The organism is bacterium, from assembly GCA_041649255.1.
Taxonomy (GTDB): domain Bacteria; phylum Hydrothermota; class UBA3073; order JACQXS01; family JAQTXJ01; genus JAQTXJ01.
On sequence record JBAZNK010000010.1, the window covers coordinates 1 to 15,136 of the forward strand.

The following is a 15,136-nucleotide window of genomic DNA, read 5'->3' on the forward strand; positions in this document are numbered from 1 at the left end:
TCATAACTATATTGGCAAAATCTTCTGCAGGCAAGAAATATTCTTCGGGCAACCTGACCCAGTATTCTCTTGGAATGCGTTTTACATAATAATCCGGGCGAATGAGTTCCATATCTGCCGGGATTTTTTCTCTATACTTTTTAGGCAATGCCGTTCTTTTAATGGGCATAAAAATCTTAGGTTCAAACTTGAATCCGCTATTAGTGGCAAGCATATCTCTTACTGCCAAATCTTTTACGAATAAAGTTTTATCTTTTACGGGTTCCCCATTTTTAATGACAGGGAAAGGAATAAGATTTTCAGCCTCATAATCCGTAAAAGAAATAGGCGCACCCCAGCTTCTCAGTTGTTTTATATACCAATCCGTATTAAGTAAAGACAGGTTCGCTACCATTAATTTAGGTTTAATCTTTTTTACTGTCTGCGCAAACCACAATGGGAATGTATCATTATCTCCATTTGTAAATATTACGGCACCATCATCACAAGAACTAAGCATATTATATGCATAATCGTCAGGAATCCAGTTCCCGCGTCTGTTTATATGTGAGTTGAAATTACCAAAAATAGGAACTAAAACGAGTAGCCCAAGAACAGGAGACATAATTCTCTGGTACCATTTATTTCTTAATAGCGTTATTACCCCCCATACTCCAATACCAATGTACCAGCCGAACAAAGTAAATGCCGAGTCATAGAAATAATGTCGTTCTCTTACTTCTGCGGGTTTATGTAGAGGATTAGTGTCGGAAGGCGAAAACTTAAAATTCATATAAAAAGTAAGGATGAAAGTCAACGTAAGCAGCAAAGTAAACATCAACCAGAATGTACGCTTTTCTTTCCTATAATGCGTCCACATACCAAACAATCCGATTCCTATAAAAATGATATTAAAAAACAAGCTGGATAGTTTAGTGAAATTGGAAGCTATTTCTCCTTCCCATCTTGATTGTCTTGGATACGGGACCCACTGCCATGTAAGATAATCCGTAAAAAATTTGATCTGGTATACAAATGCCTGTACCATATTATATTTATTTTCCGGAGTTTCTGTTTCTCTTTTAAGTATCGTGCTTACGCCAAGTTTTGCAGGGCCATACTGCGTTCTTGAAAAAACATCCCATAATTTCGGAATATCCGTAGGAGCAGCTTCATTAATATACGGATTATGATGCGCTCTTATCATAAGATAGGAATAGCTACCTATTCCCAATAAAAAACCGACCACTACAAGCCCGATAAATTTTCCATCAAACATTTCTTTACGATAAGTTACTACCAGGAAAATTATTACTGCTACTCCTATTATCCCAACGAGAACAAGCGACATTCCCATAAAAAGGGCAAGAAACGGCATTGTTATTGCTATAAATCTTAAACTATCCAAATCTTTTTTATTCAACAATATGAATAAGAATATTGCAGGCGCAGTAAGCATTGGCATTAGTTGTATTCCAACGGAAAGCGCAAATATATAGGTAATCAAAAATAAAAATCTTTTATTATCTGAAGTCTGAATTTCATCCTGCCATCTTAATATCCAGAACACACATAGCATAACCATCAAAGAAGCCATTCTATAAACTTCCGCTTCCACTGCGCCCCACCAGCAAGTATATGCCAAAGACCCGAGCATAGCTCCTACACCGGCGCTTAATGATATGATAAAATGTTCCATTTTGGTTTGAGGAGTTTTCATTTTTACAAGTATTTTCGCGGCTATTACCCATAACAAACCTGCGGTAATGGCTCCGCTTATTACCGACCCCATATTTACCCTGAATGCAATTTCTTTTCCAAACGGGATAAAGCATAATATTTTATTAAGCAGGGTATACAATGGTGAGCCCGGAGGATGCGGGACTCCCAGAGAATAACCACAGGCAATAAATTCTCCGCAATCCCAGAAAGATAAAGAAGGCTGAACGGTATAAAGATAAATTCCAAATACGGCTAAAGTGGAGATAATAAATCCCCACATATATTCTTTTTTACTCATTTCAAACGCTCCTTTTTTTATACAGCTTGTTTATATAGTTCTTGTTTTACTTTTGTTTTAGGTATATTCGTAATTAATTCTCCTTTTACCGCAATACTTATCTGTCCGGTTTCTTCGGACACTATGATACATACTGCATCAGTTTCTTCGGACAAACCGAGCGCAGCTCTATGACGCGTTCCGATTTCAGCAACCAATGATTTTTCGGAAACAGGCAAAATACAGGCAGCAGCGACCAATGTATTTCCTCTTACAATAACGGCCCCATCGTGTAAAGGAGAAAGAGGAGTAAAAACAGTAAGTATAATTTCGCTGGATAACCTTGATTCCATCAATTGCCCTGTATCAATATAATCCTTAAGCGAGACTTCCCTTTCTATTACGATTATGGCGCCTTCTTTTTTTTCCGATAGCGCAAATACCGTTTTTGCAAGTTCATCAATAGGCATTCTTATTCCTTGTGTAAACGCCTTTCCGAATCTTGCACCAAGTCTTGCAAGCGCATTTCTAAGTTCAGGCTGGAACAATAACACTAAAAGTATTATCCATGCAGTCCCTAACCCCTTAAATATAAATGAAAGTGTTTCAAATTTAAGAAAATCGGATACAACGGCAAGGACAAATAGACTTACCACTCCAAACATCATTTGAAGCGCTTTCGTTCCTTTAATAAAAGAAAAGAAATAATAAATAAAAGCGGAAAGTATTATAATTTCTAATGCATTTACAGCCCTAAATTTAATAAATCCCATTTTTAATTAGAAGTTAGTCCTTAGAGTTTCTTACTCTTAGACTTTAGTCCTTTAGTTATTTTCGATATTTGTTTATTTACGGGTTTCACCGGTTTAGGCTTTTCTCCCAACCCCAATACTTCATCTATTTCATCCCCCGTAAGAACTTCTCTTTCCAATAATTTCTTTGCAAGACTATGCAAACCGTTCATATGTTCTTTAATTATATTTTTCGCTTTGGTTTCGCCAATCCTGACAAACTTACTAATTTCTTTATCTATGCTTTTTGCCGTTTCTTCGGAGAAATCCCTGTGTTGTGAAATCTCCCTTCCGAGGAATATTTCTTCATTCTTTTTACCAAAAGCTATAGGCCCAAGTACATCGCTCATCCCCCATCTACAAACCATTTTATGGGCAAGTTCGGTAGCCTGTTCAATGTCATTTCTTGCTCCCGTTGTTTCGGTGTTAATAGCACTGACTTCGGCTGCCCTGCCGCCACATAAAACTGCGAGTTGGGTAAAGCAATATTCCCTGGAATAATTTTTCCGTTCATCAACGGATAACTGTTGTGTAAGTCCGAGTGCCATGCCTCTCGGTATAATAGTAACTTTGTGTATGGGGTCGGCTCCCGGCATAAATTTTGCCACAATTACGTGTCCTGCTTCATGATAAGCCGTATTTTTACGCTCATTTTCCGACAAGACAAGGCTCTTTCTTTCTACTCCCATAAGAACTTTATCTTTCGCTTCTTCGAAGTCTTCCATCTCTACCTTATCTTTACCTTTTTTAGCTGCAAGAAGCGCCGACTCGTTAACCGTATTGGCAATATCTGCGCCTGAAAATCCGGGAGTTCCGCGAGCCAATATTTTCAAGTCAACATCATCCGACATAGGAATTTTCTTTACATGGACTTTAAAAATCATTTCCCTGCCAAGTATATCCGGTCTATCTACTACGATTTGCCTGTCAAATCTTCCCGGTCTTAGAAGAGCAGGGTCAAGTATGTCCGGGCGATTTGTTGCCGCCATTACAATAATCCCTTTGTTTGCCTCAAAGCCATCCATTTCTACGAGCAGTGCGTTTAAGGTTTGTTCTCTTTCATCGTGTCCGCCGCCGATTCCCGCTCCACGGTATCTTCCGACGGCATCAAGTTCATCTATAAATATAATACAAGGTGCGCTTTTCTTTCCTTTATTGAATAAATCCCTGACTCTTGAAGCTCCAATCCCTACAAACAACTCAACGAAGTCCGAACCTGACATAGAGAAAAAAGGCACGCCGGCTTCTCCTGCGGTAGCACGGGCAAGTAAGGTTTTTCCGGTCCCGGGAGCTCCGAGAAGTAAAGCGCCTTTTGGAATTTTGGCTCCAAGACGTTCAAATTTTTTCGGGAATTTTAAGAATTCGACAATTTCCCGTAATTCGTTTTTGGCTTCCTCTACACCTGCTACATCTTCAAAAGTTATTTTGTCCCCTTTGTTATCTACCCTTCTTGCTTTACTTTGTCCAAAACTCATTGCATCTTTAGGCACTTTTCCCATATTTCTAAACATAAAAAACCAAAAAACAATCAAAATTACAAGAAAAAAAAGGGTCGGGCCAAACCTGGAAAATACATTAGAAAATGCACGAGCATCTACCTTAACTCCCTGCATTATGAGTTCAGATATCGTAGTTTCATCCGCAAAGGGCATAAGGGTTTTAAAATATCGTGACTCTATATTGTTCTGTTTGATTGGAGTTTTGAATTCTCCTTGAATCTCCCTATCCGCAATAACTACTATATTGGCTATATTATTCGAATCCACTTGCGAACGAAATTGCGAATACGGTATTTCTATTGTTTTCGTAGCTCCGAATTGAGAAAGCATGATAATAAGCCCTAAGATAAACAATATCCAGATAAATATTCCTCCAACAAATGGCTTTTGAGGAAGTTTTTTATTTGAATTTTTATGATCACCGCCGTGGCGGGATGTTCCATTTTTATTATTCATTTTCATCCATTGCCTTTACCTTTAGAAACTCTTAGCCCCCTTTTGGAATTAGAGCTTCTTACCCAGCTTTGCTGGGTTACTTCAAGGATTTTTCTTGTATTGTTTTCTATAAATGCCCTATACGCTCTTCTTTTACCTATAATCCATAAAATACCAAGTTTGTCTATCAATAAAGGAATTTCCATTCTTTCTTCTGCCGGAATTCTATCATCAATAAAAACTTTTTTTAAACTTTTACTGTATCCTGCCCCTAAAAACTTATCGCCTGCCTCCCTTGCTCTTATAAATAATGGCAAGTTAAGTTTATCAAAATCAAAATACACTTTATGTTTATCATCAAAAGTTAACTGTTTGCACTTCCCCCCGCTTTTTGCGTTATGGGAATTATGTTCTTTCATTTTAGTACAAATTTTGTATTTGCCAACTTTTATTTCTCCCGGGATAGGTAATATCATCTCTGATAGATTGCTCCTCGCTCCGCCTGAGACGGATTCCATTAGATGCAGAGAAGTTTTTTTATTTACAAAGTTTATTGAGGCGCAGGACTTTGTAATCTGAATATCATGAGATATGAAAACATTGCCGGGTTTGGCTTTTGTTATATAACTAATTATATTTTCCGTTTCTTCAAAATTAGGGACTGTCGAGCTTAATTTTTCCGTTAATTTGCGAATTATTCTTCTTTTTATTGCAACATCTTCGTTTAAAAAAGCGGTCAGGTTTAATTTTATTCCGTGGAGCATCGTGCCGTTTTTTTTGATCACCATTTTATCGAGTGATTCCTCCGTAAGTTTTTCGAGAACTTTTTCTTCCCGTTCCATAATTTCTCTGAACTGAATTATTTTTTTCCCAAAAGTTGGTGACAAATGCTTAACAATATTATGTCTTACGAAGTTACGGGTATATTTACAATTATAATTTGAATAATCCGTTTCGTACTTTATCTCTTCCTTTTTCAGGAAACTGATTATTTCACCGTGTTCAATTTCAATCAGCGGCCTTATAATGTTATCTCTAATCGGAGGAATTAAAGACAAACCTTTGCGTCCGGTTCCTCTTGTAAGTCTCATAAAAAAAGTCTCAACTTCATCCGTCATTGTATGTCCTGTAGCAATTTTAGTTGCGCCAATTTTTGAAACTACTTTCTTCAGGAATGCATATCTTGCTTCACGACCTGCCTCTTCTAAAGTTAATTTGTTTTTCTTCGCATATGCTTTTATATCTATTTTTCCCGTTGTAATTGGGATTTTATAATTTCGCGCAAGCGATTTAACGAATTCCGTTTCTTTGTCTGCTTTTTTACGAAGTCCGTGGTTCAGGTGAGCTATATGGAGGTCAAGAGAATATTTCTTTTGCAAGTTTTTTAACGTCCATAAAAGGAATACGGAATCTGCGCCTCCGGATACGGCAATTAAAACCTTATCCCCGTGTCTGATAAGCCCGTATTTTTCAATAGTTGATATAATTCTTTCCCGCATAAGCATAATTGTTAAAAATAAATTAAAATAGCCGTTTTGTCAAATTATTTAATTGTATAATAAGGCTATGTTTTTAATAAGTAAGAAGACACTGCAAGAAGGTTGTTTTTGGGTCGATTTTGAACTTACCGGTTTATGTCTTTAAAATTTAACACTAATTAGAGACCCGCTAAACGGCATATTTTCGTTTTTGCTTATCAATAAGTTTAGTAGGTTTTGGGGTTGCAGTTGCAAGTTAAGTCCCAATGAGTGTTCTCCCTGCCCGCGGCTTATGAGATTATTTGTAATAAGATACCCTGCCCATCCTCCGGCAAGTCCTATTGAAAATTTAATTTTTCCATCTTCTATTGCTGAGTCAGCCAACATAATAACACCTGCGCCGACAAGACTTCCCGCCAGAGTGCCACCTGTTAAAGCAACACCATCTACCAGTGTAAGGTCCGATGTTTTAAAAAGCTGCAAACCTTTCCATAATCCCAAAAGGTTAATTGCGCCTGCCGTGCCGGCATATAATTTCTGCTTTGTAGCAGTCATTCCCGAATCCAATCCCCCCCAGAGATAAGAAGAGACATTCATACTCGTTGCCGTGGATAACCCTGCAAACGTTGTAAATCCGAGCCAATCCCCATAAGTATATACATCTTTTCCTTTGTTGTACCACCAATGTTCACCATATACCAAACCACAAAGTGTAAATGCTTCCAATGTTCTCTTTTCCCAACCGAGATGTTCCCAATCTTCATACCTGCCCGGGATTACAAGATATGGGATAAGTGCGCCATAGATACTACCCCAGTATCCCATTTCCGCCATCATCGCGCCTCTGCCCTCATTTATTTTTTTTCTCCCCGCAAATGAGTAACCTACAAAATCTCCTAAGATTCCACCCGCAAGTGCGCTTGCCTTATAGATTTTAGAATAATCCGTCGAGCCCGAAAATCTTGTTATATCTGCCAAAAGAAGCCCTACTCCATACCCCTGGTGAGTCCATGACCAGGAAAAACCGGCCTGGCCAAGAGTAACAGGTTTGTTAATTGTCAGAGCAAGAGGAATAAAGAATCCCGCTGCCGAAGTAAATAATTGGACGGCTGCTGCAACAGTGTTCATTTGTTGAATTGTATCGCTCGGCATTGTATCACTTGGCGTTGTATCATTCACAACAAGTTGAGCCATCAAAGGAGCCCATTCGGTTGTTGATGATTGAAGCGAGGTAAGCGCAAAGAGTCCCCAACCGCTTCTATCCAATTTGGGATGCGACAAAAATAAATTATCTATTCTTAATTGCAAAACCTTAAATTCTTCCTCGTTAATAGTTTCCCGTGTTCTTAAAAGTCTTGAGTCTTCTTTGTGAAGTATTTCTAAACTATAGGAAACAGGGGATATTTTATAAACTTCCATTTTTACCAATCCTTTTATATCCTGAAAAACACCTATTCTCTTTGCGTCCTGTGCGGTCAATGTCATTAACTTCCCTTTAGTGTCAAATGATACTTGTTCTTCCCGGAATGGAAATTGTTTGCTACTGCCACTCAAGCTTAAAACTTGAGAGTCAGGGGAACTAAATAACAGAGAATGTTTTATGTCTGCATCTTTTGAAGGTGGTTTTACTGCCTGAAAATTTGCATTTATCAACAAAGTAACTATTAATAGTATCTGCATTTTCCCTCCCGGTTAAAATGTCACTCTACTTGACTTGTTGTAGAATCCTATATTAAGTTCAAGCACAAGATATTCTAAATTATTTAGCTTATTTGTCAATTAAATTATAAGTCAGGAGTAACCCCCAAACAAAGAAAAAAGGATTTGATAAATCAAGTTTCTACAAACAGACATCTGGGAAACAAGTTGGTATTAGAATAAACTTCCGTTTTTTCCTTGACATTCAAATATACAATGTTAGTTTACGGCTTATTTTATGGAACAATCTGCAACGGATTTTTTAACTCAATGTAGTAAAAAGAGGTCTGGATTAATTGCTATTCTTCAGAAAGTTCAGAACAAATATGGCTACATTTCTAAGTCTCTTGTTTCAGATATAGCTAAATATTTAGGCGTATCTGAAGCAGAAGTTTTTGGAGTTGCTACTTTTTATACTCAATTTAGGTTTACCCGTCCCGCTAAACATAATATAACAGTATGTTTAGGGACGGCATGCTACGTTCGAGGAGGCGCTAAAATTTTAGAGACATTTGAGCAGGAATTAAATATCAAAATAGGCGAAAAGACTAAAGATTATAACTTTGAATTAGAGAGAGTTGCTTGCGTCGGATGTTGCGCGTTATCTCCCGTTGTAGTTGTGGATAAAACCGTTCAAACTAAAATGACTTCTACTAAAGCAACAAACTTTTTAAAAAACCTAAAGACGGAAAAATAAGAGCTTAGGACCTTTTAATAATGGATTTTGAAAAAATTCGTCAAACCGCTACAATGGAATGGGATATCTTTGCTAACAGCAAGAAACCTGTAATATTGGTCGGCGCCGGCACGTGTGGAAGAGCTGCAGGGGCATTATCGTTGATAGACAATATCAAACAAGAACTACAATCAAATGGAATAGATGCTATAGTTATGCAAGTGGGGTGCATCGGATTGTGTTATCTTGAGCCATTGGTTGATATAATTAAACCCGGTCAATCTCGCATTTCTTACGGTAGAGTTACGCCAGAAATCGTTGCCACGCTTATTAAAAACTATCTTGTAAATGATGACCCGTGCCCGGAATTTGCCATTGGAAGTATTGGTGAAAAAAATATACCCGGCATTCCTCTGTTTTTTGAACACCCTATGCTTAAATCTCAAGTTCGTATTGTGTTGCGTAAATGTGGGTTTATCGACCCTGAAAACATAAATCATTATATTGCCAATGATGGCTATTCAGCGTTGTCTAAAGCGTTAAAAATGTCGCCTGATGATGTTATTGCGGAAGTTAAAAGCGCTGGCTTGCGGGGTAGAGGAGGGTCAGGTTTTCTTACTGCCAACAAGTGGAATATTTGTAGAAAACAAATTTCTAAAGAGAAATACATTATATGTAATGCAGACGAAGGTGATCCGGGCGCTTTTATGAATCGAGCATTGTGGGAGAGCGACCCACATTCGGTTTTAGAAGGCATCTTGATTGCAGGTTATGCGATCGGAGCTAATATGGGATATGTATACATTCGTGCGGAATATCCTCTGGCCATTGAAAGACTTAAAATAGGATTAAAGCAAATGCAAGAATATAATCTTATAGGGGAAAATATTTTAGGCTCAGGATTCAATTTTGATATAAACATAAAGGAGGGTGCAGGAGCTTTTGTTTGCGGCGAAGAAACAGCTTTGATTGCTTCTCTTGAAGGCAAAAGAGGTATGCCTCGTGCGCGTCCGCCTTATCCTGCAGTATCCGGCTTGTATAATAAACCCACGGTGATTAACAACGTAGAGACTCTTGGCACTATACCTTACGTTATTCTTAAAGGTGCGGAGAATTATTCAAAGTATGGGACAAAAACCAGCAAAGGAACTAAAACTTTTGCATTAGCCGGAAAGATGAAACGCACCGGTCTTATAGAAGTCCCGATGGGAATGACACTAAAAGAAATTGTGTATGACATAGGGGGCGGAATTTTAGACGATAAGGCTTTTAAGGGAATTCAAACAGGGGGACCGTCCGGCGGGTGTTTGCCGGAATCTTGCCTAACCCTTCCTATAGATTACGAATCGCTCAAGGAAGCAGGCTCGATTATGGGGTCTGGCGGTATGATTGTTATGGATGAAAATAATTGTATGGTAGATATAGCGCATTATTTTTTGGATTTTACCCAAGCCGAATCTTGCGGTAAGTGTGTTCCTTGCCGCGTAGGAATAAAAGAGATGTTGAAAATTTTAGATAAGATAAAAACGGGTATGGGGACAATGGAAGATATTGACAAGCTTGAGGAATTAGCGCATACAATTAAATCAACAGCTCTTTGCGGGTTAGGACAAACGGCACCGAACCCGGCATTAAGCACATTAAAATATTTTAGGGAAGAATATATAAATCATATAAAAAATAAGCGGTGCGAAGCATTGGTATGCAAAGAAATAATATCTTCACCTTGTCAACATACTTGTCCTATAGACACTGAGGCGCCAGCTTATATAGCATTAGTCGCTCAAGGTAAAATAAAAGAGGCATTTGATATAATCCACAAAGATAACCCTTTGCCGAGTGTGTGTGGTCGTGTTTGCCATCACCCTTGTGAAGTAAAATGTAAAGCAGGCGATGGAGGCGAACCGATAGCTATCCGTGGAATAAAACGTTTTGTTACTGATTATGCTATGAAATCGGGGTTGAAGCCAAAAATATCTTTAAAGAAAAATAAATCTCAGAAGGTTGCCATTATCGGGGCCGGGCCTACAGGATTAAGTTGTGGGTACTACCTTAGGCTTGAAGGGTATGACGTGACAATTTATGAGGCGCTTCCCATAGCCGGCGGTATGCTTACGAGCGTTATTCCCGAGTATCGTCTGCCTCGTAAGGTTTTTGAATTTGATATAGAAGCGATCAAATCGGCGGGTGTTGAAATCCAAACAAATGTTAAGCTTGGAAAAGATATAACAATAGATGGGTTATTAGCGCAAGGGTATAAAGCAATATTTATTGCTACCGGTTCCCATAAGAGTATAAAACTTAGGATTCCCGGGGAAGATGCCGAAGGAGTTATTGATTCATTAGAATTTTTGAAATCCATAAATTCAGGCAAGAAAATTAAGACAGGGAAAAGAATAGGTGTAATTGGTGGAGGTAATTCGGCTATAGATGCGGCACGAGTGGCAAATCGTTTACCCGATACCGAAAAAGTAACAATTATTTACAGGAGAACAATCGCAGAGATGCCTGCATTTAAGGAAGAAATAGAAAGCGCAATAGAAGAAGGAATAGAAATTAAATATTTAACGGCGCCTACGCGAGTAATAACCCAAAAGGGGAAATTGGCGGGCATTAGTTGTATTAAGATGGAATTAGGAGACATAGACAACAGTGGAAGACGAAGACCCGTTAAGATAAAAGGGTCACAATTCAAAATGGAGTTGGATACATTATTGACTGCAATAAGCGAGCAACCGGATACCTCTTATATAAATAAGAAAGATAATATTCATATTGGTGAATGGAGTAACGTTATAGCGGATAAAGAAGTTCTCATTACAAGCAGAGATGGTATATTTGCAGGTGGAGATGTGGTTACCGGGCCTGCTACCGTAGTGGAAGCAATTAGCGCAGGCAAGAGAGCGGCAAAATCTATAGACAAATACCTTAGAGGAGAAAGTTTAACGGGAGAATATAAAGTAACAAGGCCATCAATTTATCCTAAGCCGGTAGAATTAAGCGAAACGGAAATAACAGAAGCGAAACGACCTGCAATGCCTTTGTTGTCGGTTAAAGATAGAAATAATAATTTTAAGGAAGTATCTTTAGGATTTACAAAAGATGTCATAATAAAAGAGGCGCGTCGTTGTTTGAGATGTGATTTAGAGACAGAAGACGGGAAAAAATCAATAGAGAAAAAAAATGATTAATATAAAATTAAATGGGACAGAAGTAAAAGTGGAAGAAAATTGGACCGTGTTAGAGGCGTGCAAGTTTCATAGAGTCCCGATTCCAACGCTTTGTTGGCATAAAGAGCTTAGTCCTTATGGGGGTTGCAGATTATGTATAGTTGAAGTAGATGGTATATCAGGGTATCCAACTGCCTGTAACACTACCGTAAAGGAAGGAATGGTAGTTCATACTAATACACCTAAAGTTCAGGAACTTAGGCAAAATATTCTGGAACTTATATTGACAGAACATCCGAGCGCCTGTCTTCTTTGTAAGGAAAAAGACAACTGTGCTTCATCCCAGTCTTGCACAAGAAAACTTCCCGTTACTACCGGCTGTAAATTTTGTCCCAAATACAAGAATTGCGAACTGGAAAAAGTAGTTGAATATGTTGGGTTAAAAGAATTACCTCTTGCTTCTAATTATAAAGAAGTTGCGGTTATCCGGAATTCTCCATTTTTTGATCGGGATTACAATTTATGCGTTCTTTGCGGTCGTTGCGTGAATGTTTGTAATGATGTTCGTGGTGTTGGGGCGATTAGTTTCATTTATCGCGGACCTAAAACAACAATCGGAACTGCATTTGAGCAACCCCTTTATCAAACTGAATGCCAATTCTGTGGTGCCTGTGTTGATATTTGTCCAACAGGCGCACTGTCTGAACGAGGAAATAAATGGGAAGGAGTTTCTGAAAACACCTGTACTACTACTTGTCCATATTGTGCTTCAGGTTGTCAGATTGACTTGCAGATTAAAGGGGATAAAATAATTGGTGCATTACCTTATAAGGAACAACAATTGTGCGTAAGGGGAAGATTTACCATTAGAAATATAGTTCATCATCCCGATAGGATTACAAGCCCAATGGTTAAGAAGGATGGCAAACTAACAAAGGTTAGCTGGGGTGAAGCCTTAGACTTTGTTGCCGAAAACATTAAAAATTGTCAGGGAGAGAATTTTGCTGCCGTAGGCTCAGCAAATTGTTCTACTGAAGATAATTATATTCTTCAAAAATTTTGCAGAACGGTGATGCGGAGTAATAATATAGATAACACTGCAAGGCTTTCCGGAATGCTGTTCCCCAATATTGATGTCTCTATGGATGCTAAATGTGTTTTAGTTGTAGGCGCTGATGTTGGTTATTCGCATCCTGTAATGGCTCTTGAAATTAAAAAATTATTAAAGAAGGGAGTTCCTTTTGTTTTGATTGATTCAATTTTTAAAGGATTTTCAAAACTGGCAAACGTGAAAATAACTCCATATCCCGGAACAGAGGATGTTTTATTGCAGGGCATTATGAAACTTCTCATTGATAAAGAATTGTTTAATAATGGAGCTTATACCGAAGAAATAAGGCTATCTCTTGACGCTTTTATGCCTTCGGAAATCAAAAGAATCACAGGCGTAGATGAAAAAGAATTGGAAAGCGCAGCCCGCATATTTGCTGCAAATAGCCCGATGGTTATTATGTATGGTCCGGGAATAACATCCGCAAATACAATAATGGTTATTGAAAAACTATCAACGCTTACCAATTCCAAAGTTATTTCTTTGGGGCCGGAAAATAATGTTCAGGGCGCACTTTTTGCAGGAACATTGCCGGATTACTTGCCAGGATACCAGTCAATATCAAATGAATCTGCAAGAAAACAATGCGAATCCGTATGGAACTGTACATTAAACACTATTCCCGGATTAACGCTTATAGAAACTCTTCAGAATATCTCTAATGGAAAAATTAAAGTCCTTTATCTTATGCAAAATGTGCCAATCAAAACTCAGATTGCCCACCTCAACCCCGATGTTTTCTTAATCGTACAGGATATATTCCCCACAGTTGCGATGGAGTTTGCCGATGTTGTCCTGCCTTCCGCAAGTTTTGCAGAAACAAATGGAAGTTTTATTGACATTATGGGACATACGAGGTATATAAATAAAGCTATTGAACCAATAGGTGATTCAAAGCCTGATTGGTGGATTCTTTGCGAATTAGCGCAGAAACTTGGAGCTAAAGGATTTGACTTTGGAAGGGCGGAAGAAATAATGAACGAACTGCAGTCTGTAGTTTCAAACAAGCAAAGTAAAAACGATTTGCATATCAATAATTACAAAGCAATGATCAAAAATGATAAAACAAACCCGCAACTTATTAAACTAATTCTCGGCTACGGCTCGGATAATTACAGGGGCGGCGCTTTAGCTGAAAAAGTTAAAGGTATAAGATTCCTTAAACGCGAAAAAGTGCTTGAGTTAAATCATTCCGATATGGAATCTCGGAATATTTGCGAGAACGATGACGTTGAAATTAAATTTCAAGAAGGTACCATAATTACTGACAGTAGAATCAATAATGAGTTACCTGTTGGAACAGCATTCCTAAAATGGAGCTTTGCTGATTTGCCTTTTGTGCCTCCATTTGATCAGGTAACAAAGACCCCATTAAAGCTTTATGATGTGGAAATAAAAAAATCAAATGTATAAAATAATAGAAAAACATGAGTTGGCGCCAAACATCTTTTCATTAACTTTGTATTCTCCTGAAATAGCTGCGAAAATTAAAGCCGGCCAATTTGTTATGGTAAGGGTGGATGAAAAAGGAGAACGGATTCCTTTTACAATAACGGATTGGGATGCAGATAAGGGAACAGTATCCGTTGTTTTTGTGACATTGGGAACTTCAACCTGCAAGTTAAGCGCGCTGAAAGAATCAGATTCCGTGCTCAATTTTGTAGGTCCATTGGGGAAACCAACTGAAATCGAAAACTTTGGCACTGTAATCTGTGTGGGCGGATGCTACGGGATAGGTGCTATATCGCCGATTGCACGGGCATTAAAAGCTAAAGGCAATAAAGTTATATCAATTATAGAGGCGCGGAATAAGCGATTACTTTATTGGGAAGACAGAATAAGAACAGTCTCAGACTCGCTTTTCACCGTGACTCGTGATGGCTCGTCAGGTTATTCCGGACATATTGCAGAATTCCTGGATAAGTTTATAAAAGATAAGAAACTCTTGGACGAAGCACTTAAAGGTTCGTATCCAGCTCCGATGGGAACTAATAAAATTGACCGCATCATAGTTATTGGTTGCACTTTTATGATGAAGCTTTGCGCGGATGTTACCCGTGCTTCCGGAATAAAAACAATAGTTGCGCTTGACCCGATAATGGTTGATGGAACAGGTATGTGCGGAGCTTGCCGTGTATCCGTGGGCGGAGAGACTAAATTTGCATGTGTTGATGGCCCGGAATTTGATGCGCATCAAGTAGATTGGGACCTTTTGTTTATACGGCGTTCTATGTATTTAAAAGAAGAAATGCGTTCATTACAAGAATGGGAATGTGAATTTTATCCTTAAAGAGTAAATA

9 protein-coding genes are annotated in these 15,136 nt (G+C 38.4%); 4 read left to right on the forward strand and 5 right to left on the reverse strand.

Features of this window, described 5'->3' with window-relative positions; all coding sequences use genetic code 11:
* The 5 genes from WC614_07750 to WC614_07770 all read right to left on the reverse strand — a co-directional run.
* Positions 1-1,999, reverse strand: a 1,999-nt coding sequence (locus WC614_07750) for a DUF2723 domain-containing protein (protein MFA5032897.1), incomplete at its 3' end; no start/stop codon positions are given.
* 17 nt (positions 2,000-2,016) lie between these two features.
* Positions 2,017-2,751 carry a diadenylate cyclase CdaA gene (gene cdaA / locus WC614_07755; protein ID MFA5032898.1) on the reverse strand — a complete coding sequence of 245 codons (735 nt, stop codon included), beginning with the start codon at positions 2,749-2,751 and terminating at the stop codon, positions 2,017-2,019.
* A gap of 20 nt (positions 2,752-2,771) precedes the next feature.
* The gene (gene ftsH, locus WC614_07760; protein MFA5032899.1) at positions 2,772-4,724 is read right to left on the reverse strand and encodes an ATP-dependent zinc metalloprotease FtsH; all 1,953 of its coding nucleotides are present in this window, start codon (positions 4,722-4,724) and stop codon (positions 2,772-2,774) included.
* Positions 4,725-4,726: 2 nt separating this feature from the next.
* On the reverse strand, positions 4,727-6,208 hold the full coding sequence (gene tilS / locus WC614_07765; protein ID MFA5032900.1) for a tRNA lysidine(34) synthetase TilS: 1,482 nt from the start codon (positions 6,206-6,208) through the stop codon (positions 4,727-4,729).
* A 135-nt stretch (positions 6,209-6,343) separates the two neighbouring features.
* Positions 6,344-7,861, reverse strand: a complete 1,518-nt coding sequence (locus WC614_07770) for a hypothetical protein (GenBank protein MFA5032901.1) — start codon at positions 7,859-7,861, stop codon at positions 6,344-6,346.
* 256 nt (positions 7,862-8,117) lie between these two features.
* On the opposite strand from WC614_07770, the gene WC614_07775 reads away from it, so the two are divergent.
* Genes WC614_07775 through WC614_07790 form a run of 4 tightly spaced genes read left to right on the forward strand, consistent with a single transcriptional unit; the run spans position 8,118 to position 15,126 of the window.
* The gene (locus WC614_07775; protein MFA5032902.1) at positions 8,118-8,576 is read left to right on the forward strand and encodes an NAD(P)H-dependent oxidoreductase subunit E; all 459 of its coding nucleotides are present in this window, start codon (positions 8,118-8,120) and stop codon (positions 8,574-8,576) included.
* A 20-nt stretch (positions 8,577-8,596) separates the two neighbouring features.
* Positions 8,597-11,746, forward strand: a complete 3,150-nt coding sequence (locus WC614_07780) for an NADH-ubiquinone oxidoreductase-F iron-sulfur binding region domain-containing protein (protein ID MFA5032903.1) — start codon at positions 8,597-8,599, stop codon at positions 11,744-11,746.
* The gene (locus WC614_07785) at positions 11,739-14,249 is read left to right on the forward strand and encodes a molybdopterin-dependent oxidoreductase (GenBank protein ID MFA5032904.1); all 2,511 of its coding nucleotides are present in this window, start codon (positions 11,739-11,741) and stop codon (positions 14,247-14,249) included. The genes WC614_07780 and WC614_07785 overlap by 8 nt, the downstream gene beginning before the upstream one ends.
* The gene (locus tag WC614_07790) at positions 14,242-15,126 is read left to right on the forward strand and encodes a sulfide/dihydroorotate dehydrogenase-like FAD/NAD-binding protein (GenBank protein MFA5032905.1); all 885 of its coding nucleotides are present in this window, start codon (positions 14,242-14,244) and stop codon (positions 15,124-15,126) included. The genes WC614_07785 and WC614_07790 overlap by 8 nt, the downstream gene beginning before the upstream one ends.
* Positions 15,127-15,136: the final 10 nt, after the last annotated feature.